Consider the following 24,108-nt stretch of genomic DNA (forward strand, 5'->3'; position numbering starts at 1 on the left):
TTTGGGAAATTACATCGCCTTAATTACCAGGTAGATTATTTGGATCTACACCTAGAGAACGTAAATACTGCGCTAATTGTTCAGCCCTTTGACGTTCTTGTTCAGCCCTTTGACGTTCTTGTTGTACCTGTTCTGCATCTGTTAAATAGCGGTTTCCTTGCTGATCATACCAACATAAAAACTCCTGTTGTATCCCAGCAATTACAGCTTGGTGTCGCCCAATACCTAACCCTACCTCTGGCATCAAATAGGGTTCACCAATTTGTAGTTGGTAGTTTCCATCTATCAACTTATACACTTCAAGGGGTTGATGTTGGTCGCGTCGCCAAAACTCAGGGTTATAAATTACGTAGTACAATACACCGAGTTTTCTGTATATATCTAGCTTCTCGTCGTATTCACCTCCTGGAGTGTGGGATACCATTTCTAATGTGAATATTGGAACTATCCCATTTTCTTCCCAAACTGGGTAACTTTTGCGTGATTTACCACCCTTTTTCCGTTCTACTCCCACACTTAAAAAAGCATCTGGCACTACAGGTACTCTAGGATTTACTCCTGTGGTGTGATAGACTCCCATATCTACTCCGAAGTACCAATCCAAGCGATTTGCCCAAATAGAGTTAAGCAAGAAAAGTAAAATGTTGGGCAAAAAATTTTGGTCTTCGTTATCCACTGGCGTATCGTCTGAACAGGGAAGTTCATCAGTAGTTGGTAACGCATTTTTGAGATCAGGTGAGAGCATAACCGTTGTCTCGCTGGCGTTTGATGCCTTTATTATAAATGAGTGACCAAAAGTTTAGCGTTTGGGTGGAGCTTCACCAAACTTAATCAAAAGTGCGATCGCAATACTAACAAGCAAAATTAACGTCATACTCAAAGCTGAACCAAATCCCCAATTTTGCGTTGCTCCCAGAAACTGGTTATAAACTAACCGCGCTGCCGTCATACTAGAAGCACCACCAAGTAATTCTGGATCGACAAAATCCCCCAAACCTGTGATGAATACAAGCATGGAAGCAGCCGCAATTCCAGGAAAAATCTGCGGTACGGTTACTTGCCAAAAAGTTTCCACCGGATTTGCACCTAAATCAGCTGCTGCTTCTAGCAACCGCTTGTCTAGCTTTTCGAGAGAAGCATATAAAATTAAAACCATATAGGGTAACAAGCTGTAACTCATGCCAATAAATACAGCTTGACTCTGGTTAAGTAATTCCAAAGTAGGCAAGCCTAAATTGCTGAGTAAACTGTTCAATAAGCCAGTAGGACGAAGAATCGTAATCCAAGCATAAGAGCGAAGTAACGAGGAAGTCCACAAAGGTAATATAAAGCCTAATAGCAGCAAATTCCGCCAACGCTGCGGCGCTATCTGAGCAATCCAATAGGCAACGGGGAAGCCCAAAATTAAACAAATTATGGTGGTGCCAAACGCAAAAAATAGCGATCGCACAATTACTTGCAAGTAAAGGGGGTCAAATATTCGGATGTAGTTTTTGAATCCGTTGGGATTAACCAAATCTCCGGGTCGGATGTCTGCAACTAAACTCAGTTCAAAAATTATCAAACTTGGCAGCACCAACAAAAGTAATAACCAAATCCCAGATGGTGCAAGTAATACCAAAGGTTGGAGCCAATTTCCTCGCAGACGATGCAATTCTTCTATTTTAGAAATATCATTTTTTTCAAAATTCATAAACTCCCCACTCTCCTACAGACGCGATTAATCGCGTCTCTACTATTTTAGCTGCTAGTTAATTGAGTCCAATAACGATCGTAAACCTCTTCAAATTCTCCTACAGGACTAACACGTTCACAATTTGCTAAAACCGACTCTGAGGGAAACAAATTAGCGTTGTTCTGGATGATTTTTGGCAATTGCTCAAATCCAGCACTATTAGGCGTAGAAATATTCAGGCGTTGACTGATTTGGGCTGCTAATTCTGGTTGCAAAATCATGTTAATCCAAGCATAAGCTCCAGCCTGGTTGGGAGCTGTTTTGGGAATAACAATAGTGTCTGTCCATAATGAAGAACCACTGCGAGGAATTACATATTTTAGTTTAGGGTTTTCTTGAGAGATTTTCACTGCATCTGCTGAATAACACATTGCCAATAGTAAATCTCCTGCCAGAATTTGATTTTGCCAAGCGTCGGTGTCAAAACGTGCGATCGCAGGTTTTAGCACCTTCAACTTTTCATAAGCTTGTTTGATTTCTTGTTCATTTTTTGAGTTATAAGAATAACCTAGCATCCGTAACGTCGCACCCATCACTTCTCGAACATCATTGAGCAAGGTCATCTGCTGATTAAGTTGCTTTTGGTTTTGCCAAAGGTAATCCCAGTCTTGTGGTGCATCTTTAATTTTTTCGGAATTGTAAATTAAACCAGTTGTTCCCCAATTAAAAGGGATACTATATCGGTTATTCAGGTCATAACTAGGATTCTGAAACCGGGGGAATAAATTCTCTAAACCGATTAAGCGATCGTGATTTATTTCTGTTAATAAACCTTTGTTTACCATCTTCTGCACCATGTAATCGGATGGGTAGATGATGCTGTAAGTGCCACCGCCCCCAGCTTGCAACTTAGCCAGCATGACATCATTGGAATCATACACATCCGCTAGCACTTTCATACCGGTTTGAGTGCTAAAAGTTTTCAGTAATTGGTTGTCAGTATATTGCGTCCAGGTAAAGATATAAAGTTGGTCACGTTGACCATTCGTATTAGAATTAGCACGTACTTCAGCCAGCCTCCAGCCACAACCAGCTAAAGATAAGCTAGAAAGCGCTGCCACCCCTTTTAAAAATTGGCGTCTGTTAGTCATTAAGATTACGGGATACCTCGTAGCCCCTGGCGTGACTTTTTGGGGTAAATGTGTCATTCTTCACACTTACTATCAAAATGTTACATCACACACCGCATTTTTCCTGGTACAAGGGTTGTGGACACTATCCCTTATTTCATCAAACTTCCTCAACGAGATCCCTGCATGGAAGGAGTTTTTCATCATCTGGGTATCAGTGGAACAATAAACCAGAAGTTTTTATAGATGAAATTATGTAGATTTTGACTATCATGGCTTAGACTAGTAAATCTATGATCATATTTCTTATAGCTTCAATCAATAGGCTGTTATGCTCTTCGCAAGAAAGCCAAACAAGTTTGTAGAGAATTGCGGCACAAAGTAGTTAAATATATTGTTAAAGATTTGTAAACTAGTTAGCAGCCGAGTAGCCGCGTGTCACATCTTGTTAAGGAATTATTATGAGACAACTTGTTATTGCTGAACGCGTATGCCTCATTGGTCATATCGTGTCAAAAGCCTTTGGACTCGTAGGGATGCTACTGGTCATACCTAATGCCGAAATAATTTTCAACTTATCGCAGGTTGGAGAAACCGCCATGCAGTTAAGTATGGCAGGTGGCGGTGTAGTTGATATCATTTTGGGGACAATAGCTGTCTCTATTTATGCCTACCGGACATTGGGATTAGGAACTTGGCTAGCATTTATGCTGCCGGCTGTGTTGATCTCTTTGGGAAGTGAACTACTGGGAACCAGCACAGGTTTTCCATTTGGTGATTATAGCTACTTGAGTGGCTTGGGTTATAAGATTGCTGGGCTAGTTCCTTTCACAATTCCTTTATCTTGGTTCTATGTTGGGCTGTCGTCTTACTTAATTGCTATATCTGGTTTGAAAGTGGCGCAAAAACCCAGTTGGGGACGCCACATTGCTGCTATAGCCGTTGGTGCTTTGCTCTTCACTTGCTGGGATTTTGCCCTTGAACCAGCTATGAGTCAATCTTCTCTGCCCTTCTGGTATTGGGAACAACCAGGAGCTTTCTTTGGGACACCTTACCAGAACTATGCAGGTTGGTTTGGTACTAGCGCCCTGTTTATGAGTGTGGCAGGATTATTGTGGAGAAATGCCTCGATTAAATTAGAGCGATCGCAACTCAATTTACCCTTAGTCGTTTATTTAACTAACTTTGCCTTCGCCGCCGGACTAAGCTTGGCCGCTGGGTTCTCCATCCCTGTGTTGCTCGGCTTATTGCTTGGTGTAACTCCTGCTGTGGCCCTGTGGTTAAACAGTTCAACCACACCCACTCAAGTTGCTGTTGAATCAGCAAGCAAGGAAGTCTCGGTGGCAAAGGTTGAAGTTGCCTTGAAATAAGTCATTGGGGAGTGGAGAGTTAGGAGTTAGGAGTGGAAGGGAATAACTAATCCTCCATGCCCCATGCCCCATGCCCAATGCCCCATGCCCCATGCCCCATGCCCCATGCCCAATGACTAATGACTAATGACAACGCTTTGATAGTAGAAAGTGCCATCTCCCTTTTCTTGCTACTTATCCAAGTACCAGCAACGGCGATTCTGTTTTCGCGCCTGCTAAAGGGGCCAAGACGCCTTCCTCCAATAGAACCGCAACAGCCGACGCCGGATCTTTTGGGTAGGGTTAGTGTCGTAGTTCCCACATTAAACGAGGCGCTTCGCATTAGCCCTCTGTTAGCTGGTTTAAGTCAGCAAAGCTACGAAGTTCGGGAAATAATTGTTGTAGACAGCAAATCTGGTGATGGTACCCCCGACTTGGTAAAAGCGACACAGCAGAAAGATCCGCGCTTTCGCCTGATGACAGATGACCCCTTACCCTCTGGTTGGGTGGGGCGTCCTTGGGCGTTGCATAATGGTTTTCTATATAGCTCTGAGGCTAGTCAGTGGTTTCTCGGACTGGATGCTGATATCCAACCGCATCCTGGTTTGGTTGCTGGTTTGGTGAAGACGGCCGAAGCACAAGGCTATGACCTCGTTTCCCTTTCACCCCAGTTCATCCTCAAATATCCTGGGGAGTGCTGGCTACAACCGGCTTTGTTGATGACTCTGCTTTATCGATTTGACCCAGCCGGGATCAATACAGAGCAGCCAGAACGGGTGATGGCAAATGGGCAGTGTTTTTTGTGTCGTCGCTCAGTTTTAGCTGCTGTGGGTGGTTACAGCAGTGCGAGTGGTTCTTTTTGTGATGATGTCACTTTGGCACGAAATATTGCTGCTCAAGGGTATAAGGTGGGCTTTTTAGATGGCGCAAAGGTGTTGAGGGTACGGATGTATGAAGGGGCGATGGAGACGTGGAAGGAATGGGGGCGGAGTCTCGACCTCAAAGATGCAACTTCTCGTTCTCAGTTGTGGGGAGATTTATGGCTACTCACATCTGTTCAGGGTCTACCCCTTTTAGTTGTCCTCAGTTTTTTGTTGATTTCTCCCCCACTCCCCTACTTGCTACAGACGCGATTAATCGCGTCTCTACCCACTCCCCCACTTCTTCTGCTGGGACTGAATTTATTTCTCCTGGTAATTCGCTTTGCTATGCTGATAGCGATCGCACCTTCCTACGATCGCACAACCGCTAAAGGCCGCTGGTTGTTCTGGCTTTCCCCTTTGGCTGATCCCTTAGCTGTGCTACGAATCTTCTTATCTGCGTTCCACACGCCACGCGAGTGGCGGGGACGCAAGTATAGTGCAAAAGAGGGGGAGTAGGGAGTGGTGAGTGGTGAGTGAGCGAAATTCCCTACTCCCTACTCCCTACTCCTCTTCACCTCCTATTTGATCCCCACGTTCCAGTTCCCAAAGAATTTGATTTCCTTCACGGCGTACCCGTGACACTATCCAGTTTCGCCAGCGCCATTGATCTCCCCGACTGGTGACAGCGCTGGCGTGGACATCCATCAAGTCTGCTAACTCAGAACTGGTGATTAAGTAGCCTTTTTCAGAAATTTCGTCAGCGATACGCAGAGTTTCGACCAAGCTGCGGAGTTGCGAAACCCTGATTTCTGAGGGTTTTTCATCGGTTGCAGCCGCAGCTAGCCCAGTTGATGGTTCCATAACAGTTATTTCTGGTGCAGAAGTACTGACTTCTTGTGTAGTTTGGTTAATTATTCTAGAGCTTTTTTCAGAATCAGCTACTTTTGCTACATTTAGTTGGCTGGAATTAGGTAAAGAGTTGTAAAAATCTGTGGGAGATAATTGTTGTAGGGAAGGGATTTTGCCACTGGCATAGGTGCGAGCGATCGCATCACAACGTTCGTTACCTATGTTACCAGAATGTCCCCTGACGTGTTGCCATTTTACCTGTTGGGTATTGAGTTCGTCGAGAGTTTCCAAAAGGTCTTGGTTTTGGACGGGTTTACCATCTGACTTTTTCCAGCCTTTCTTTTTCCAGCCTTTCACCCACTTGGTAACGCAGTTAATCAGGTATTCGCTATCGGTATGAAGCGTGATTGGTTGGGCTTGTTGAGATGTTTGCAGGAATTGTAAGGCGGCGATCGCAGCTTGCATCTCCATTTTATTATTAGTGGTATGAGGGGATGCATCGCCCATTTCGTGGATTGAGCCATCGCTGAAGTAGACGACGACACCCCAACCGCCAGGGCCAGGGTTCCCGGTGCAAGCACCATCGGTGTATATGCTTTGAATTGTGGGTTGGGTGGACATGGTTAGGGTATCAAACTGCAAAGGACGCTAAGGAGAGGCAGCGCGGTGCGGGGGAACCCCCGCACCGCCTTGCTTGCTGAGTGACCTTAGCCTACTGTTAAGGTGAATTCTAGTAATAAAATTACCATAACCGTTGGTTTCGACTTCTCTTGGAGACGGTACGCGAACGCTCAACCAACTGAGTGGTCGAGAGTTGAGCGTACCCCTGCTCTTAAGCAAGCTACGTGTAGCATCTCCAAGAGTTGTCGAAACTCGTCAACATAGGTATTTTTTTCATCAGAAATCGCCTAATTATCCTCTGCTGATCATTCTTGGCTTAATGTATATTGGCTAAATCCCGGTCTATAAAACCGTTCTGGTGCAGAAACATCTACTCCAACTCTGTGAGAAACTGCAACAGATTTAGATTTGAGAGCAACATCACCGCACGCATCTTAAGGGGGATAGACGATCAACGGTTAACAGTACTCATGTCAGAGTAGCGCTCACCTGCTGCCACATCTTTTGGTGCAACGGCTTCAAGTCGATTCAACTCTTGTTCAGTCAGGGTAATTTCGGTAGCTGCAACATTCTCCTCCAAGTAAGTACGACGTTTTGTACCAGGAATTGGCACAATATCTTCTCCTTGAGCGAATAGCCATGCTAAAGCAAGCTGACTAGAAGTTACTCCTTTTTCGCTGGCAATTGCCTTCACTTGCTCTACTAATTGCAGGTTTTTAGAGAAATTTTCACCTTGAAAACGAGGAGAATTTCTTCGATAGTCATCAGGTGCCAGATCATCAGGACTAGCGATCGCACCTGATAAAAACCCTCTTCCTAATGGGCTATAGGGAACAAACCCAATTCCTAATTCCCGCACAGTAGGTAAAATTTCATCCTCTGGATCGCGGCTCCACAAAGAATACTCTGATTGTAGTGCGCTAATAGGATGAGTAGCTTGCGCCCGTCGAATTGTAGTAGGGGCAGCTTCCGAGAGTCCTAGATAGCGCACTTTACCAAGCTTGACCAACTCTGCCATTGCCCCGACAGTATCTTCAATGGGTACGGTTGGATCTACGCGATGTTGATAATAGAGGTCAATCACTTCAACTCCCAGGCGTTTTAGCGAGTCATCGCAAGCTTGATGGACATATTCTGGTCTGCCACTAATCCCTTTCCAACCACCGTCTTCAGTGCGGACATTGCCAAATTTTGTTGCTAATACTACTTGATCTCGGCGATCTTTAATTGCTCTGCCTACTAGTTGCTCATTAGTAAAGGGCCCATACATATCAGCTGTATCAAGGAAATTAACTCCAAGTTCCAATGCTCGATGGATAGTAGCGATCGCCTCAATTTCATCACGACCACTATAGAACTCAGACATTCCCATGCAACCAAGTCCGATATTTGAAACTACTAACCCTTGTTTGCCTAACTTTCTGGTTCTCATAAAATCATCTCCTAGTCAGTAATTGAGCTTAGAATATTAGGTGTTTCAGGATTATCCCTTTCTGGATCACCAAGTCATCTATTATTATAAGTATTTACTGATACAAGTAGGTTGATTTGCGGGTATTTCAGATTCATATTACCAGCCGTGTTGAAGCAGCTTTCTTGTCAAGCAATTTAAATAGTAGCAGTGCGATGCCTACGCACTCATTCAAGCGTTCGCGTAGCCTCTGGTAGAGAAGAGAAGGAAAGGCGGACTTCGTATGTGTAGGGGAGATTTCTAATCGCCAGGGCTACACATACGTTTTAAATCTTGTAAAACTGCGGCGGCTGATTGATAGCGATCGCTAAAATGATAGCAGACCATTTTATCTAAGATTGCCGCTAATTCTTCGCTGACCGGCGCTGTTTGTCGCCAGATCACATTACCCGTTTCTGGATCTGGGTGGAGTTCTTGCGGTGGTATCCCAATTATGGCTTGAATGCCAATCATTCCTAAAGCATAAATGTCACTACATAAGCGGGGATGACCGGCAAATTGTTCTGGAGGTGCATAACCCCGCGTCCCAATGGCTACTGTGGCTAATTCTGTTTGCTCACTACTCGACGGTTGCATCAATTTGACAGCACCAAAGTCAATCAACACTAGCCGATTATCTTGAGTGCATCTAATAATATTAGTCGGTTTGATATCACGATGAATCACTCGATGCTGGTGAATAAATTCTAGAACTTCTAAAACTTGTTTGAGCATCTCCATCACAAATGATTCATTTTGCACATTTTGCCCAGGTGGTAATTCTTCACTTAGAGTATGTCCCTCGATATATTCTTGAATTAAATAGAATTCGTGGTCATCTTCAAAATAAGCAAGTAGTTCGGGAATCTGATCATGTTTACCCAAAGATTCTAAAATTTCAGCTTCACTATTAAACAACCTGCGAGCAACTTGCAAAAATCGTGTATCTTGACGGGCTGGCATTAACTTTTTAACTACACAAATAGGATTACCCGGTCGTTGAGTATCCTCTGCTAAATAAGTGCGACCAAATCCACCTGCACCGAGAGTTCTAGAGATTTTGTAGCGTCCACTTAAAAGTAAATCACCAGATTTTATTTCTAGTGAATCAATTGGGGGAGGAAAGTCAAGATATGAGTCGGGAATTGCTGTTTTGTCTTCTAAGAGTACATTTAATTGAGCGATCGCTTCTTGTTGTTTTTCAACTTGCAAAATAATCACCTGAGTTTGCCACTGATTTTGGTAGCTAGTATAAGCAATAACACAGACACTACTAATTACCAAAGCAAGAGCAGGAGGAACTAACGGCACCCATCCGGCTAGAAAAAACAAAGCAACGCAGATTCCTACTAAGCCAAGTAGAGTTGTCCCTACTACCACTAGCAATAGCAACGGATTTTGCCACCGCCATGCTAAAATACTGCCTAAGAGCGACCAGCCCCACACCCAAATAAGTTCCGCCCAGTCAGGCCAATACCAAATTAGAGGTCGTCCATCCAACACTGTACTGATCAATTGACTTGCTATCTGTGCATGAATAAACAGAGCAGGCATTTTGGCTGGTTGATCTGGCAAAGTGCTGTAGGGCGTATAAAAGCCACCTGGAGATAGATTAGCTCCTGTAGTACCAATAATTACAAGACGGTCTTTGACTAAACTGGGGTTGACTTCGCCACTGAAGACTTCTGTGAGGGTTACTTGGTCGGCGAGGCTGTTGGGGTGACGGTAATTTAATAATATTTGATAGCCATTTGCATCCAGATGTTGATAACTACCAGAATTAGCTTGTAAACGTGGGAAGAGGGTTTTACCTAACTGAAACTCTCCTTTCTTAGTGAACTGGTATTCAATGCCTTGTTTTTCCAGATAATTAATTGCAATTAGGGCACCAAATGCAAATGATGTTGTACATTTCTTGTCTGTAGAGTTAGCAAATAACAAACTGCGGCGGAGAATTTGGTCATTTTCACTATCAGTAGCCACATCGCTAAAGCCAACATTATCTATAGGAAAATTAGGTGGTGGTGGAATTTCATCTCTACCCAAGCTGCTGAACAAACAGGTGCTGATGATATTATCTTGATTTTCAAGATTAGCTGCCAAACTGTTATCTTCTGGTTGGAAAAGATATAAACCAACAATTCGCGGTTGATAAGACTCTATTTTCTTTAACAGCTGATTGATTGTACGATCTGATAGAGTCCATTTCTCTCGTTTGAGGTCGTCGTCAGTAATTTTTACTAGCAAAATCCGCGGATCAGGTGCTTGTGCTGGACGCGATCGCAACATCTGGTCATAAACTCTTAACTCCCAAGGCTGCAACCATTTGAGTTCTCGAACTCCCCAGATAAAGGCGGTGACTCCTACACTGGTAACAAAAATAATTTGCAGCCAGCTTTTGCTCTTGGAAGTTTTACGGGAATCCTGAAGTTTGACAAAGGGGACACGAAGTTTTTCTAATAGTCCACTAATCACGGCGTTGCGACGGTAGCCTGAATTGGGTAGATGTTGCAGGCGTAAAAGTTAATTTTCAGACTCTAGGTTAAAAGCTAATTAACCTGAGCTTCTATTAATGTAGCAATTTACTCGTTGATTAGAGACCTTGGTGTATTCCTACTCTAAAAGCAAGCTGACGCGCAGCGTCTGGTAGAGAAGGCTTTACGCTACGCTATCGGTGACGCGCCATGCGGCTAATCATCTGTTTGAGATGTTTGAGCATCTTCAACAGGACTTGCAATTGGGAAAGAAATAGGATTAGTAGATGGGGTTAGTGAATCTAGCTGGGGTTGTTCGAGTGATGCTTCAATGTTTGAATCAGCAAAATAGGAGCCAAAGATTTTATCATAGTTAGAAGCAACAGCTAAAAAAGCGCCACCCAAAATATAGATAGGTAATGGCAGATTAAATTCTTGCAACCAGTCAAACAGTTCCGCCAAGGCAAACAGCACCAAAAAGCAGGCAAGCCAAATCCTCATATTCTCATAACCTGGATTGAAACAACTCTATTACTAGCTTAAATAGCTTGCATGATAGTTGATGTAGTACATAATCATAACCCCTATAACCCTAGATAGATGCAGTCAGAATTATAGGGGCGATCGCACTTACCGTCCAGGCTGGAGAAATTAAAGCCAACGACTCCCTCACGAGAGCCGTTGCCTGATTATGATAAAGCTGCCTCTACCTGTTTACCGTTAGTTGATATTAGAAGGTGTGATGGCTTGATATTGTAGAGTCGGAAGAATCGCTTCATTGATATCTATTTTACGCGGGATGACTTTTTGTGCAAAATAAAAATCAGCAACGCCCTGCTGTTGGGCAATGATCGCAGGTGTCAGTTTTCTCAATCTATAAGCACTACGGCGTACCACCTTTTCTACAATTGATACATCTAATTTCAGATCAGGAGCTAACTGGTTAGCAATTATAGTTGGGTTTTTTTCAGCAAATTCTCCTGCCTTCTGTGCTTCCTCTAAAAACACTTGCACCAATGCCGGATTTTGGGTGACAAATGAACGCCTGCCAAGATAAAATCCGCCTAGAGTGTTAATTCCGGCTGCATTTCTCAAAATCCGAATCGGAGTAGTACTATCACTTTGCACAACAGCTAACAACGGATCGCCACCCACCCAGGCATCAGCTTTACCTTGAAGAAAGGCGTCGCGGGCTTCAGGTGGAGTCAAAGCAACGATTTGAATATCGGTAATTTTTAACCCTACCTCTTGCAAAGCTTTTGCTAGTAAATACTGGGCATTCGACCCTACCTGAAAAGCAATTTTCTTACCTTTAAGATCCGCTACTGTCTTAATGGGAGAATTAGCTTTCACCACAATACCTTGGTTCGTCCCATTGGTAGGTATGCGTCCAGCAATATAGACAAATTTAGGGGGGCCTGGGATTGTGGCTTGGGAAAATATTGGAGGTGTCTCTCCGACACTACCGATATCCACCTTACCTGCATTTAGCGCTTCTATCAATTGCGGCCCTGCTGCAAATGGCCCAACCCAATTCACAGTTACACCCAATGCTTTGAAACGTGGCTCAACAGCTTTACTGGCTTTGACAATATCACCAGAACTTTGATAGGCCAAGTTAATTACTTTGGCGTTTGTCTGCGCTTGGGTGCTTTGCACAAGGCTACCCACAATGGGAGATAATAAAGCAAAGAATCCCAGTGCTGAATATTGGGCAATACGCTTTAAAACTGTGCGGCGTTGTGGTTGAAATAGCTTGTTCATGAGTTGTGATTTTCCTCGTAAGTTTTAGCTTTTAAGTTGTAATCCATATTCTGCACTTCAAAATGTATTATATGTAATTCAAAATCATTACCAATAATGGTCATGTTATCAAGTATTAATACTGACGATTATTAGTAGTTTGGCTATGCTTATGATTAGATTGCGTAGGCGCAGCCCAACCTAGACATTGCTAGATTTCGTAATCTTTGTATATTACAAAATGAATTGCGGAATGTGGGTTGTAAGTCTTACTTTCAAAAGTAAGTAAGATAATTGGAAGTTGTTCTGTCAACCTCCTAGAACACCAATTTAGTATTAAAACTTGAGATTGCACTAATTCAACAAATCTCTTTTTGGTTTTAGTAAATTGGTATTCTAGTTGGTTTGAAAAAACTTAGCATTTATAAAAAAATCAAGTCGGGAGATTTGCAAAAAGTGGCTTTTCCTCAATTAGGCTTGTTTAGCATGAAGCATTTAAAGGGATTCAAAATTGGGTATTGGAAAACTCTTTCCTAGCCCCCAGTCCCTAGTACGTCACGGCGTAAATAGCGCCAAGTCTGAGCGGCGGTTCCCGCCGTTGGCGCAGCCCGCCGCAGGCATCTGAACTTTGCAAGACGAGCAACCATTTAAAATCCCTAAAAAGCCCATTCCATAATACTTTTGACTTTTGACTTTTACCTCTCTACGAGAGGCTGCGCCAACGGCTACGCTCAGTACAAGTGACTTTTGACTTCGGCATTGCGGTACTAGCTTTCATATCTGATTATTTCTACTTTTCACTTATAAGTGTTGGTGGAGTAATAGCTGCATATTCTTTGGGTGTAAGCAAAGCTTCCTGAACATCAATCTTTTTGGGTAATATTTTTTCCTTATAAAATAAATCTGCCACACTTTGTTGAGCTTTCATCAATTCTGGAGTAATTCCTTTTAGTCGATAATTAGCGCGTCCAGAAATTACTTCTTGAATGGGGAGATCAATTTTAAGTACTGGTGCTATTAGTTTGGCTACCTCTTTACGATTTGCTTCTGCCCATTGACCGTTTTTATCAATCTCTTCCAAGATAATCCGAAGTAATTCGGGATTTTCCTTCGCAAACTCGCGTGTTCCTACATAATATCCGCCTGGAGTACCAATATTTGTAGCGTCTCTCAGCACACGCGCACCGTGGAGTTTTTCCACTAAAGCTAAGTGAGGATCGCCAGTTACCCAAACTGGAATAGTGCCCTGAATAAATGCACCACGGGCTTCAACATTCGGCATACTCAAAACTTTAATATCACTGTATTTTAAGCCGACTTCATCTAAAGCTTTGATGATAAAATAGTGAGAAGCAGAACCTTTTTGGAAGACGACTTTTTGTCCTTTTATATCAGCTAAAGTCTTAATTGGAGAACCTTTAGGAACTGCGATCGCACTACCTTTACCAGAAGTAGCAGTAATTCGTCTACCAGCAAGATAGACGATTCTTGCACCAGCAGCTTGGGCAAAAATCGGAGGAGTTTCTCCAACCGATCCAACATCAATTTTGCCAACATTCATCGCTTCCATAAGTTGCGGACCCTGGGCAAATTGCGCCCACTCAACTTTTACACCCAAGGGTTCCAAACGTTTTTCTAAAACTCTCGTGACCCTAACTAAATCACCAGAGCTTTGATACCCTATTCGCAGCAGTTTCGTTTTAAAAGTAATGATTTTTGTCGCTGCTGTCTCTGCTTTTGGTTCGGTTGCATTATTTGTATTATTGCTGCGTGACGTACAACTGATTAAAGTGGTAGATAAAGCCAAACAACCCGGCATTACAAATAACGCTATCTTACTGATTATTGTTGACTTTCTTTTTATGGTATTGCTAAACATTTTACACCTGTAGATTCAATCCAAATATTTAAAGAGGGATATAGCAATCTATTCTCTCATTATGTGGGAAAAAGTTGGTCTGAGTATTTTTCCGAACCAAATTAGCTATTAATTCTAGGTTAGATTTTATCGGATTTTGTATTTAAATAAAGTATTGATGAACACTTCTTTTTAGATAGAAGAATATTTTTATATATGACCAGATAATGTGACGATTATCATTTTTTAACAAAAAATTCCGTGCGTTTAAGTTGCTTGAGTTTTTATCAAGCAGTAAGTTTTGTGTTGGGGTTAAATCCCCATTACAAAACTTGTTGTTGTTAGGTCTGTATTGCACTCAACACAGAAGCGCTATATCTAGTTTAGGAATGAGGGTGGATGACTCCAAGAGCATCTCAATGAGTGCAAATATACCAGATGAGAAACAAGATTCTTACTCCCTCTCCGAACTCACGGAGAGTGTTGGGGTGAGGTTTTACAAGGCTTTTTACACTCATTAAGATGCTGCCGATGACTCCCACCATATCATTAAGAGCAGATTTGAGATTTTAACAGCGTTATAACTGTCTGACTCATAAAATCTAAAAGGGACGACTACCTGCAAGGCTAACCCGCTTTAATACCCGTCGCTCATTCGGATCAAATGCTTGACGGTAATGCAAGGTAGCTTGATTATCCCAGTAGACAATATCACCTACAGACCATTTGTGTTGGTAGTAGAATCGGGGCTGATTCAAATGCTGACGCAACTGTTCAATCAGTTTAGATCCTTCTTCTGGCTCTAGCCCGACAATTTCCACTTCCGTAGCAATATCTAAGTAAAGATGCTTTTTACCACTCTCTGGATGTGTCCTAACTAAAGGATGGGGAAAGATCGGACTTATTAAAGGAATACTCTTGTCTAAACGATACAAAGAGCGTGGTGCCTTCCGGTCTTGCAAAAATGGGTTGTAGGTAATTAACTGTAAATCTGTAATCCGTTTTTTGGTGGTTTCATCTAACGCTTCATAAGCCAGATTGGTATTTAACCAATAAGTATCTCCACCTTGAGACGGTATTTCCAATGCATAAAGAAGCGAACCACTAGATGGAGTAAAAGTCCATTTGTGGTCAGAATGGAAAGTGAGTTCCCCAGTACCGGTATAGCCACCATCGACGTTGGAAATTGGAATCACCACCGGAGTTTCTCCTGGTTTAGAAGCCAATACTGGAGTTTCATCAGACGGTACAAAGAGTGCGCCAAAGTATAACGAAAAGCTCAAAAGTTCTTGATCAGAAAGCTTTTGGTCTTTGAAGATCAAGATGTGGCGATCGCGCAGAGCTTGCTTAAGTTGTAATATGACTTCAGGTGCAATCGGTTGACTGGCATCAAGATCGGTAACTATCGCTCCCAAAGGGGCATCAATAGACCTAATTTTAACCTCTGTCAAAGTCGAGGTAGGCATAATATTCTCCTGTGTTTTAGTTTCTTCTTGGGATAACTACTTATTAGCTAAAACCTCTGAGGGAGTAATTTTGGCGTACTCTTCAGGTGTCAAAAACCCTTCTCTAACATTCACCTTTCTGGGGATAAGTCCTAAGCTGTACCACTTGTCTGCAACTTCCTGTTGCTTGATAATGGTTTTCTCGGTAATTGGTACCAGCCCATACTCATATTTCTCATGCATTATTTCTAAAGTCGGTGGATCTAGCTGAGTTACAGGAGCAAGCAGTTGTGCTACTTCTTTGGGATGATCCTTAGTCCAGATTTCTGCCTTTTGTAGCTCCTCTAGAAACACTTTGATAACATCAGGATGAGCCTGATAAAACTGGCGTGAGGTTGAGTAAAAGTTGCCAGTATCTCGCAACTTCCCACCATCTGCTAAAACACGAGCTATTTTATTTTGTTCATTTCTGGTAGCAAATGGCTCCCAAATATACCAAGCATCCACCTTGTTCTGACTAAATGCCGCATTTGCGTCTGCTGGTGGTAAAAAAACTGATTTGACATCGCTCAGTTTCAGTCCCGCGTCTTCTAATGCCTTAACTAATAAGTAGTGACCGATGGAGGCTTTCTGGAAAGCCACTTTTTTGCCCTTCAAATCGGCAACACTTTTAATCGGAGAGTTTATAGGAACTAAAAGTGAAATTGATTTACCACTGGGGTGTGTAGTAGCTAGATAAACAAGAGGCGCTCCTGCTGCTTGTGAAAATACAGGAGGCGATTCGGCTGTAGATGCGATATCCAGTCCATTTGCATTCACGGCTTCTAGTTGTTGTGGCCCAGCCGCAAACTCAGGCCACTGTACTTTAAAACCCAGAGGCTCTAATCGCTTTTCCAAGGAACCCTGCTTTTCTAAAACTGCTAGAGCAGTAAGTTGTTTTGAACGTACAATCCGTACTACTTGTTTCTGAGTTGACTTCTCTGTAGTGTTAGATGAAGCTACCGACTCAGGGGAAGCTGCCGACTGCTGAGTGTTATTTTTGGCTTCACTACAACTCGATAGGGCTGTCGATACCATTAAGCAGTAGCCCAGAGCAAACAACAAAGAACGACGTGTTGTTCTCTGGCTTTTCCTGAATTCAAACTTTCCTTTTAAAGCTGGCATGGGTTGTTTTACTTATTCCCCTGTAGGTGGTTAGAACAATTATGATTGATTGCAATATAAAGAATAACAAATATTATCTATCAATTTATTTAAAAACGATAATAATTATTTTTTTGGAGGTTGAAAAACTTTATTTATGAAATTAGGAAAGAGAGTGGGTATAACCCACCCTATAAGAACTTGAGGAACTGAAAATTTAATAGTTAGGAGCAAAAAATTTAGGAAGTGGAGTGAGAAAGGCTCACTCCAATGTCGTGCTAGTGGAAGATTGAAATTTGTGATTGAAACTCTATATTGTTGATGTTCAATTTTGCTAGTGCTTCCAAGCGACTAGGATTGTAGCTTTGACTTCTTCTGTAAAATGTCCAGACGGCTCAACTGCTAGTAGCGCTTCTTTGAGATCCGTTTCAAATGCTGGGGCGTTATCGCCATAGAAAATTTTGAGAGAGAAGGCTGTAGTGTATAAGTAGCCGAGATAGCTATCGACAGTCCAAGATTTTTCAAATGGCACTTCATAGAATTCTTGACGAGCAAAAGCCGAATTGCCAATTATGACTTCATGGGGAGGATCGACTGGCTTACGAATGCCTTGTCCTCGTTGTCCAGTCCGCCGCTCTTCACCTAACCATTTCTTCACTACTCCAACAGCAGCTTGTTTCCAAGGTAGATTGCTTTGCCAAGGGTTATCACCAGTCTGAAGCAGTGCTAGTCCACCATCATCAGTAAGCAATTCATAAAGGCGTTCAAGCACTAATTCGCGTTCCATCCAGTGGAAGGCTCTACCAATAGTCGCTAACTTAAATATCCCTAAACTAGAGTCAATTAGTTCTGCTCCTTGTTCTAACCAAGTAATGTTATTTGCTCCGACTGCTGCTGCTTGCCGTTTAGCTTCGGCAATCATTTCTGGATCGGGATCGATCGCCACAACTTCTTCAAATTTGGTTCGTAGAGGAATTGAAATTAATCCTGGCCCAGTACCTAAATCAAGGAGTCTTCCTTGACCATTGAGATTAAATATTTCGGCTAGTTTGTCGAATACAACAGGTGGGTATTTGGTTCTATATTGAGCGTAGCCCTCTGCGGCTCCCTCAAATAAACTTGGGTCGTATGTGGGAAGTGTTTTTAGTTGAGTCATATCAATTTTGGATTTTGGACTTTCCTGCGGAATGCTACGCGTAGCTTGCTTCTGTGTTCGCGGAGCGTCTCGTAGAGAAGGAGTACGGCTACGCTCAGTCGAACGATTTTAGATTTAGGTAAGTAAGGTGGAAATTAAATAAAGTCCACCCTACAAGACAGCGAGTAGACAGCTAAAGCGCCTAGCGCGAGAGTGGGGAGTGAGGGAAATCAGAGAGATGAGGGAGTAAAGTGAATAAATTCTTGCCAATGCCCCATGCCCAATCCCCAATGCCCTAAGAATATTGCGTGATCACAGGTAGCTGATCGTTGAGTACCCAATCGCCGATCGCTCGCAATTTGTAGTCCACTGGATCGTGGAGGGTAAAGGTTCGTAAATCTCGCCAGTAACGGTCAAATCCATATTTGGTTGCAGTGGCGCGAGTTCCGGTAACTTCAAAGACGCGGTTGGTAATATCTATACCTACACGGGTAGCTAATGCTTTGGCTGCGGAAACTGCGATCGCTACTTCTCCCCTTTCTTGATGAGTAAGTTCTACATCTTTGTCCCATGCTGCTTGCACCTTCTCGGCTGCTTGGTCAGCTAGAGCGATCGCAGCTTGAATTTCAATCCAAAAATCACCGTAATGATGCAGAATATATGGGTCTTGAGTAGCACTATCTACCCCTGATGTAATCCACGGTTGAGTAGTAGTTTTAGTGTATTCACGAGCTGCTGCAAAGGCTCCTTTAGTAATTCCCAGATAAACGTTGGTTTTTGTTAACTGGGCAATAATACCAAGAAAAGTTGAGAAGGCATTATCAGGGGGATTGGATGGCCCTAAAATCTCATCTTTCTCTACTAGGACATTGTTAAATGTATAACTATTGCTATCAGTGCGACGTTGCCCGATGTTGTCCCAATCTTGATTAGAAACTAACCCTTCCCTGTCTTTAGGAATGATGAATATGAAGGGCAATTCTACGCCATCTTCCAAAGCGGAGAATACTCGAAAATCTGCAACGGAAATTCCTGTGCCAAAGCTTTTAACACCATTAACCCGAAAATTATCGCCTTCTGGATTAATTTTCAGCCTAGTATCCCGCGTATTAATGGCGTTTGCCCAAAATAAGTTATTCTTAGCAGTTTCTCTATAATATTTTTCCTTTTGGGACGGCGTGCCGGAAACGTGACCCAAAGCTGTCAAATTGAGATGATTACCATACAACTGACCAATTGAACCATCAGCTTTTGAGAGTTTTCTGACAATTTTTAAGGCATCAATCCAAGTTGCGCCAATCCCACCATATTGCTTAGGTACAATCAGTGATAACAAGCCACTCTCACGCAGTTTATTAATTTCCTCTTCTGGAATTCCGGCTTGGGCATCCCTTTCAACTGCGGATTTAGCAAGTTCCTTGGATAGTGAAGTTGCTAGGTCAATGTAATCCTTTGGTTTTGTAATTTCTAGCACCATAATCAAATCATCCTTTTAGGAATTTTAAAGCAATAAATTATCTAAAGAAACTTCATTATTTAAGAGAAATGTAGAGTGGGCAAGGCCCACGCTACAAGTGAACAGAGGAAATGGAACATGGAACGTTGTAATTGTCCTTTGTTATTAGTCCTTTGTGCTTTGCAAATGACCAATGACTAATGACAGTTATTTCTTCGCTGCCAGATATTCATTTGCGGCTTTCTCAACACCTGTGCCTTTGAAGAAGTCTTGATTGAGACTGGTGTACAACTCCAAAGGATGGATTGAGAGGAAGTAGCGAAGGTCTTCTTCGGTAATGATTTCATGTTCTGCCATTGAGTAAGCGTTGGCAGTAACGGCGGTGATATCAGGCACATCCCAATGACCGGAATCGGAACCTAAGAAAGCTTTAACGCGTTGGCTTTGCCCGCCGCAGGCATCGCCAAAGGGATTAGCTGCACGATTAAAAGCTTGGGATACACGGGTATCGTCTGATTCCGTACCGAAGTAGAAATGATTCAAGAAGCGATCGCGTACATCTTCTGGTTGCTCAATTCCTGCGAGTTCAAATTCATCGAGTTCGCCTGGATCTTCTGGTGCCAATAGTTGATGGTGGAATCCTAAACCGTCACCAATTTTATCTAAGCGTCCATCGACAAGTTCGCCACCGTAGCGGGTGTACAACTCTACAAGTGCTTCCTTATCAATAATGGCAGGATTGTTATTTGTCAACAAATGTTGTTTGTTGCGGGTTTCCCAATGCCAAATAATATCAGCGTATAGACTAGCACCCCAAGCTGAACCACCTTCTAAAAAAGCAAACTTTAATTGTGGGAAGCGGCGGGTAACTCCACCAAAGAACAGCGATTTGCATAATGCTTCCGCCGCAAAGGCAAAGTGATTAATGTGATTATACTGGGCATTGGTGACAGAACGTTGAGTTGTCCAACCTTGGCTGGAAGCGTGAGTTGTGGGTACAACTTTCAGTTCTACGCACTTAGCCCAGAATGGATCGTAATCATACTGGCTATCTAAGCCAAAGTTATCAATCCAAACCACTTCGTTAGCTACTTCTTTGCCATACTTTTCAAAGGCAGGAATTGGACGACGGACGTAACCGGGGATTTGAATTGCTTTGAGTCCCAGAACATTCACCGCATATTCCAACTCTTCAATCCCTTCTTCGGGAGTGTGGAGTGGAATGGCGGCGATGGGTGTTAGGCGATCGCTATAAGGGCGGAAAATGTCAGCATGGTAGTGGTTAACTGCCCGACAAACAGCCCGCCGCATTTCTTCGTTACCGATATTCGGAGCCAAAGTTGCCAAGTTGGGGTACACAACGGCAAAGTCTGTACCAGCTTCTTGCAAGCGCTCATGCAGCAACTTCGGCAAGCTAATGGTAGCCAAATTCAAAGTATTTTTTGTGGGACGACCCCACCAGTTAGGGCGATTCGTGCGATAAGCAAAACGTTCTTCCCAACTTTGCTTGTACCACTTAAAGCGGGATGATCCTGGTAAATTCTCTTTGAAACGTTCGACAAGCGCAGTTCCACCAACTTGCTCTAAATAATCCAAGACTGCTGGTTCAAATTCCTGAGTATGTACATCAGTGTCAATGATCGGATAACCAAGTTTTTCTCGAATTTGAGCAGACCTGGTTTTTTGTGGACGGTCTAGAGCAATTGTCATGGTGGTTTACCCTCATCAAATGTTTATAGGCATTGGCAAAGACGCGATAAATCGCCAAAGAATCAATCCTTTGTAGAGACGGCGATTTATCGCGTCTCTTTCCCAGCCAAAAATTCATCTGCGGTTTTCTCGACAGCCGTACCTTTGAAGAAGTCACGATTCAGGCTGGTGTACAACTCCAATGGATGAATTGACAGGAAATATTGCAAATCTTCTTTGGTGATAATCTTGCGTTCTACCATTGAATACGTATTAGCAGCGATCGCAGTAATATCAGGTACGTCCCAGTGACCAGAATCGGAACCCAAAAAGGCTTTAACACGTTCGCCATAGGGATTAGCTTTGCGGTTAAAGGCTTGAGCTACACGGGTATCATCTGATTCTGTACCGAAGTAGAAATGATTCAAGAAGCGATCGCGGATATCTTCTGGCTTGGTAACTCCTGCTACGGCGAATTCATCCAAATCACCTGGTTCTAGGGGAGATACTAAGTCAGCGTGGAAACCTAAACCACTGCCTAGTTGATCCAAACGACCATGTACTAGTTCACCACCATAACGGGTATAGAGTTCTAGCAGTTCTTCATAATTAACATTGGCAGGATTGTTATTTTCCACCAAATGGTCTTTATTGCGGGTATCCCAGTGCCAAATTAAATCGGTGTACAAACTAGCACCCCAAGCTGAACCTCCTTCTAAAAAGGCAAACTTGAGTGTCGGGAAGCGGTGAGTGACACCACCAAAGAATAGAGATTTACACAGTGCTTCCGCAGCCGAAGCAAAGTGACCAATATGGTTGTATTGGTAATTGCTAATCGAACGCCGATTTATCCAGCCCATACCGGAGGAGTGGGTGGTGGGTACAACTTTCAGTTCTACACACTTCGCCCAGAAGGGATCGTAATCATACTTACTATCTAAACCAAAAGTGTCAATCCAGATGGCTTCGTTGGCTACTTCTTCGCCATACTTCTCAAAGGCGGGAATCGGGCGGCGGATATGTCCAGGGATTTGAATGGCTTTGAGTCCCAGCACTTTCACTGCATATTCCAACTCTGTGATCGCCTCTTCGGGCGTATTCATGGGGATGGAAGCAATGGGTGTTAAGCGATCGCTATAAGGGCGGAAAATCTCAGCGTGATAAGTGTTAACTGCCCGACAAACAGCCAGCCGCATTTCTTCATTCCCAATGTGTGGCGCCATCGTTGCCAGGTTCGGGTACACAACGGCAAAATCTGTACCACCTTCTTGCAAGCGTTCGTGCAACAACTTTGGCAAACTAACGGTAGCTAAATTTAAAGCATCGTTAGTAGGACGAGTCCAGAAAGGAGGGCGGGCGGTGCGGTTAGCGCGGCGTTCATCCCAAGATTGCTTGAACCATTTAGAGCGAGATGCACCGGGTAAGTGTTCTTGAAAACGTTCTGCGATCGCAGTTCCAGCAACTTGCTCTAAATAGTCCAAGAATGCTGGAGGAAATTCTTGGGTATGTACATCGGTATCGATGATCGGATAACCCAGTTTTTCCCGAATTTGAGCAGACTTAGTTTTTTGTGGACGGTCTAGTGCAATAGTCATAGCATTTTAGCTGAATTTTCAAATGGAGTGGGGAAACTAGCCGCTTAAGACCGGGCGGGAGGACAGATAAATCTACTTGCTCTGTACATCAAGGAATTATTGAGCAGGAGGGAAGTTGGAAGCCTTTGAGCTTGGAAGTTGAGCCTTTGAGCCTGGGAGTTGAGCTTTTGAGCTTGGAAGTTGAGCCTTTGAGCCTGGGAGTTGAGCTTTTGAGCTTGGAAGTTGAGCCTTTGAGCCTGGGAGTTGAGCTTTTGAGCTTGGAAGTTGAGCCTTTGAGCCTGGGAGTTGAGCTTTTGAGCTTGGAAGTTGAGCCTTTGAGCCTGGGAGTTGAGCTTTTGAGCTTGGAAGTTGCGCCTTTGAGCTTGGAAGTTGCGCCTTTGAGCCTGGAAGTTGCGCCTTTGAGCTTGGAAGTTGAGCCTTTGAGCTTGGAAGTTGCGTTTTTGAGCTTGGAAGTTGCGCCTTTGAGCTTGGAAGTTGCGTTTTTGAGCTTGGAAGTTGCGCCTTTGAACCTGGAAGTTCCACTTTTGAAAGACTTGATTACAAAAATCTGTTTTTCTTACTCAGAAAAGTTACTGATTCCCGCCTTTTCTGCTCCCTCATTCCCCCACTCCCCACTCCCTATTTCTCAACCCAATCCGTTAATTTAAAGTTCGACTTTGCTAAACCCTGCGAAACTAAAAAATTCTTAGTACCTTCTAAAAGTTTCACACCCTCGGCTGGTAAGGGTTCTTCTGATACCTGTTTGAGTGGGAACGATACTTTGATGATATCGACGGGATATTTAGTAATTTGGGCGTGGTACTGATAATATTCTTCAGAATTGGCTTTTAAATCCTTGGCTGCTTCTGTGAGAATTGCATTAAATTTCTGAGGAAAATCAGGTTGTTTCGCCAGAAAGCTTTCGGTTGCTACAACTAATGATGTCCCTGACAAACCTTTATGATTCGCCGAAGAATCAATCACTGGAAACCCTTGTGATTTCAGAAAAGGCCCCAGATCACTGGAAGTTGCATAAGCTGCGACATCACCACGTTCTAAAGCCGCTTTTGCCTCAGTAGTCATTAAGTGGACAACTTTTACATCCTTGGCAATTTTAGCTTCAGCTAACAGACCCAGCAGGTATCGATGCATATAAGAGCCTTTTTGGGTAGCTATTTTCTGACCTTTAAGTTCAGCGAGCGATCGCGCCCCATTCTTTTTTGCCACTAACCAGGCGGTTGTATTAAACTGAGTGATCCGCAGCAGTCGGGTTTCAACACCCCTAGCTCTCAAAACTATGGCTGGTGTATCGCCTAAAGAGCCAACATCTAATTGACCTGCGACAAGAGCTTCATTTAGATCCGGCCCGTTAGGAAACCTGGCAAAAGTAACGTCTTTAAATCCCGCTTTTTGCAACTCACGCTCTAATATTCCCTTTTTCTTGGCCCAAGCAAGTGGCCCTGTAGGTTCTGAATTACCTACATAACCTATTCGTAGGGTAGAAATGTTATTAGATGCAGCTACAGTAGTAGCACTATTGGCATTAATCGATTAGACTCATCCGCGAATCATGAAAGCTTACCAGAAGAGAGTTACAAGGATTTGCACGGGAGGAGCGATCGCCATCTGGCTGTACGAGGAAATGAGGGTTTGA

General features: G+C 43.2%; 19 protein-coding genes. 3 read left to right on the plus strand and 16 right to left on the minus strand.

All coding sequences use genetic code 11. The annotated features are described in order from the left end of the window. Positions 1-19: 19 nt before the first annotated feature. From PUQ00_RS15325 to PUQ00_RS15335, 3 genes are read right to left on the minus strand one after another with little or no spacing between them, the layout of a single operon-like run. Positions 20-745, minus strand: a complete 726-nt coding sequence (locus PUQ00_RS15325) for a Uma2 family endonuclease (protein WP_300418044.1) — start codon at positions 743-745, stop codon at positions 20-22. A gap of 54 nt (positions 746-799) precedes the next feature. Beyond that, complete coding sequence (locus PUQ00_RS15330) at positions 800-1,693, minus strand: ABC transporter permease (protein WP_300418046.1); 894 nt, start codon at positions 1,691-1,693, stop codon at positions 800-802. A 47-nt stretch (positions 1,694-1,740) separates the two neighbouring features. Continuing rightward, positions 1,741-2,826, minus strand: coding sequence for a spermidine/putrescine ABC transporter substrate-binding protein (locus PUQ00_RS15335; protein ID WP_300418049.1), 1,086 nt, complete (start codon positions 2,824-2,826; stop codon positions 1,741-1,743). 440 nt (positions 2,827-3,266) lie between these two features. Between PUQ00_RS15335 and cruF the strand changes: the two genes are divergently transcribed. Beyond that, on the plus strand, positions 3,267-4,175 hold the full coding sequence (cruF, locus tag PUQ00_RS15340) for a gamma-carotene 1'-hydroxylase CruF (protein WP_300418051.1): 909 nt from the start codon (positions 3,267-3,269) through the stop codon (positions 4,173-4,175). A 119-nt stretch (positions 4,176-4,294) separates the two neighbouring features. Further along, on the plus strand, positions 4,295-5,533 hold the full coding sequence (cruG, locus tag PUQ00_RS15345) for a 2'-O-glycosyltransferase CruG (RefSeq protein WP_300418053.1): 1,239 nt from the start codon (positions 4,295-4,297) through the stop codon (positions 5,531-5,533). A 45-nt stretch (positions 5,534-5,578) separates the two neighbouring features. Here the strand turns inward: cruG and rnhA are convergent, their stop codons facing one another. The 12 genes from rnhA to PUQ00_RS15405 form a co-directional block, all read right to left on the minus strand. Continuing rightward, a complete protein-coding gene (gene rnhA, locus PUQ00_RS15350; RefSeq protein WP_300418056.1) occupies positions 5,579-6,487 on the minus strand; it encodes a ribonuclease HI in 909 nt (302 codons plus the stop codon). Between the two features lie 451 nt (positions 6,488-6,938). After that, positions 6,939-7,919: an aldo/keto reductase gene (locus PUQ00_RS15355; protein WP_300418058.1), complete on the minus strand. Its 981-nt coding sequence runs from the start codon at positions 7,917-7,919 to the stop codon at positions 6,939-6,941. Between the two features lie 279 nt (positions 7,920-8,198). After that, complete coding sequence (locus PUQ00_RS15360; RefSeq protein ID WP_300418060.1) at positions 8,199-10,412, minus strand: CHASE2 domain-containing serine/threonine-protein kinase; 2,214 nt, start codon at positions 10,410-10,412, stop codon at positions 8,199-8,201. A gap of 215 nt (positions 10,413-10,627) precedes the next feature. Then, positions 10,628-10,912 (minus strand): hypothetical protein, encoded by a 285-nt coding sequence (locus PUQ00_RS15365; RefSeq protein WP_300418062.1) that lies wholly within the window; start codon positions 10,910-10,912, stop codon positions 10,628-10,630. Positions 10,913-11,131: 219 nt separating this feature from the next. Beyond that, positions 11,132-12,175 (minus strand): aliphatic sulfonate ABC transporter substrate-binding protein, encoded by a 1,044-nt coding sequence (locus PUQ00_RS15370; protein WP_300418064.1) that lies wholly within the window; start codon positions 12,173-12,175, stop codon positions 11,132-11,134. 769 nt (positions 12,176-12,944) lie between these two features. Further along, positions 12,945-14,033 carry a sulfonate ABC transporter substrate-binding protein gene (locus PUQ00_RS15375; RefSeq protein ID WP_300418066.1) on the minus strand — a complete coding sequence of 363 codons (1,089 nt, stop codon included), beginning with the start codon at positions 14,031-14,033 and terminating at the stop codon, positions 12,945-12,947. 581 nt (positions 14,034-14,614) lie between these two features. Continuing rightward, a complete protein-coding gene (locus tag PUQ00_RS15380; RefSeq protein ID WP_300418068.1) occupies positions 14,615-15,478 on the minus strand; it encodes a TauD/TfdA family dioxygenase in 864 nt (287 codons plus the stop codon). A gap of 36 nt (positions 15,479-15,514) precedes the next feature. Next, on the minus strand, positions 15,515-16,621 hold the full coding sequence (locus PUQ00_RS15385) for an aliphatic sulfonate ABC transporter substrate-binding protein (protein WP_300418070.1): 1,107 nt from the start codon (positions 16,619-16,621) through the stop codon (positions 15,515-15,517). 313 nt (positions 16,622-16,934) lie between these two features. Further along, positions 16,935-17,756 (minus strand): class I SAM-dependent methyltransferase, encoded by an 822-nt coding sequence (locus tag PUQ00_RS15390; protein ID WP_300418072.1) that lies wholly within the window; start codon positions 17,754-17,756, stop codon positions 16,935-16,937. Positions 17,757-18,030: 274 nt separating this feature from the next. Continuing rightward, the gene (locus tag PUQ00_RS15395; RefSeq protein WP_300418073.1) at positions 18,031-19,212 is read right to left on the minus strand and encodes an acyl-CoA dehydrogenase family protein; all 1,182 of its coding nucleotides are present in this window, start codon (positions 19,210-19,212) and stop codon (positions 18,031-18,033) included. A 186-nt stretch (positions 19,213-19,398) separates the two neighbouring features. Next, positions 19,399-20,901, minus strand: a complete 1,503-nt coding sequence (locus PUQ00_RS15400) for an amidohydrolase family protein (protein ID WP_300418075.1) — start codon at positions 20,899-20,901, stop codon at positions 19,399-19,401. Positions 20,902-20,987: 86 nt separating this feature from the next. Next, the gene (locus PUQ00_RS15405) at positions 20,988-22,475 is read right to left on the minus strand and encodes an amidohydrolase family protein (protein WP_300418077.1); all 1,488 of its coding nucleotides are present in this window, start codon (positions 22,473-22,475) and stop codon (positions 20,988-20,990) included. A 125-nt stretch (positions 22,476-22,600) separates the two neighbouring features. Here PUQ00_RS15405 and PUQ00_RS15410 point away from each other — a divergent pair, with 125 nt between their 5' ends. Beyond that, the gene (locus tag PUQ00_RS15410) at positions 22,601-23,122 is read left to right on the plus strand and encodes a hypothetical protein (protein ID WP_300418079.1); all 522 of its coding nucleotides are present in this window, start codon (positions 22,601-22,603) and stop codon (positions 23,120-23,122) included. On the opposite strand, the gene PUQ00_RS15415 is transcribed toward PUQ00_RS15410, so the two are convergent. Then, positions 23,094-24,002, minus strand: coding sequence for an ABC transporter substrate-binding protein (locus tag PUQ00_RS15415; protein WP_335029158.1), 909 nt, complete (start codon positions 24,000-24,002; stop codon positions 23,094-23,096). The two genes, PUQ00_RS15410 and PUQ00_RS15415, sit on opposite strands and share 29 nt — an antisense overlap. Between the last annotated feature and the right edge of the window lie 106 nt (positions 24,003-24,108).

The sequence above is a fragment of the Nostoc sp. S13 genome, from assembly GCF_029379315.1.
In the GTDB taxonomy this organism is placed as follows: domain Bacteria; phylum Cyanobacteriota; class Cyanobacteriia; order Cyanobacteriales; family Nostocaceae; genus Nostoc.

Coding starts and splice junctions, on each gene's coding strand:
- PUQ00_RS15325 (WP_300418044.1), bottom strand. CDS start 745: ATGCTCTCACCTGATCTCAAAAATGCGTTACCAACTACTGATGAACTT.
- PUQ00_RS15330 (WP_300418046.1), bottom strand. CDS start 1,693: ATGAATTTTGAAAAAAATGATATTTCTAAAATAGAAGAATTGCATCGT.
- PUQ00_RS15335 (WP_300418049.1), bottom strand. CDS start 2,826: ATGACTAACAGACGCCAATTTTTAAAAGGGGTGGCAGCGCTTTCTAGC.
- cruF (WP_300418051.1), top strand. CDS start 3,267: ATGAGACAACTTGTTATTGCTGAACGCGTATGCCTCATTGGTCATATC.
- cruG (WP_300418053.1), top strand. CDS start 4,295: ATGACTAATGACAACGCTTTGATAGTAGAAAGTGCCATCTCCCTTTTC.
- rnhA (WP_300418056.1), bottom strand. CDS start 6,487: ATGTCCACCCAACCCACAATTCAAAGCATATACACCGATGGTGCTTGC.
- PUQ00_RS15355 (WP_300418058.1), bottom strand. CDS start 7,919: ATGAGAACCAGAAAGTTAGGCAAACAAGGGTTAGTAGTTTCAAATATC.
- PUQ00_RS15365 (WP_300418062.1), bottom strand. CDS start 10,912: ATGAGGATTTGGCTTGCCTGCTTTTTGGTGCTGTTTGCCTTGGCGGAA.
- PUQ00_RS15370 (WP_300418064.1), bottom strand. CDS start 12,175: ATGAACAAGCTATTTCAACCACAACGCCGCACAGTTTTAAAGCGTATT.
- PUQ00_RS15375 (WP_300418066.1), bottom strand. CDS start 14,033: ATGTTTAGCAATACCATAAAAAGAAAGTCAACAATAATCAGTAAGATA.
- PUQ00_RS15380 (WP_300418068.1), bottom strand. CDS start 15,478: ATGCCTACCTCGACTTTGACAGAGGTTAAAATTAGGTCTATTGATGCC.
- PUQ00_RS15385 (WP_300418070.1), bottom strand. CDS start 16,621: ATGCCAGCTTTAAAAGGAAAGTTTGAATTCAGGAAAAGCCAGAGAACA.
- PUQ00_RS15390 (WP_300418072.1), bottom strand. CDS start 17,756: ATGACTCAACTAAAAACACTTCCCACATACGACCCAAGTTTATTTGAG.
- PUQ00_RS15395 (WP_300418073.1), bottom strand. CDS start 19,212: ATGGTGCTAGAAATTACAAAACCAAAGGATTACATTGACCTAGCAACT.
- PUQ00_RS15400 (WP_300418075.1), bottom strand. CDS start 20,901: ATGACAATTGCTCTAGACCGTCCACAAAAAACCAGGTCTGCTCAAATT.
- PUQ00_RS15405 (WP_300418077.1), bottom strand. CDS start 22,475: ATGACTATTGCACTAGACCGTCCACAAAAAACTAAGTCTGCTCAAATT.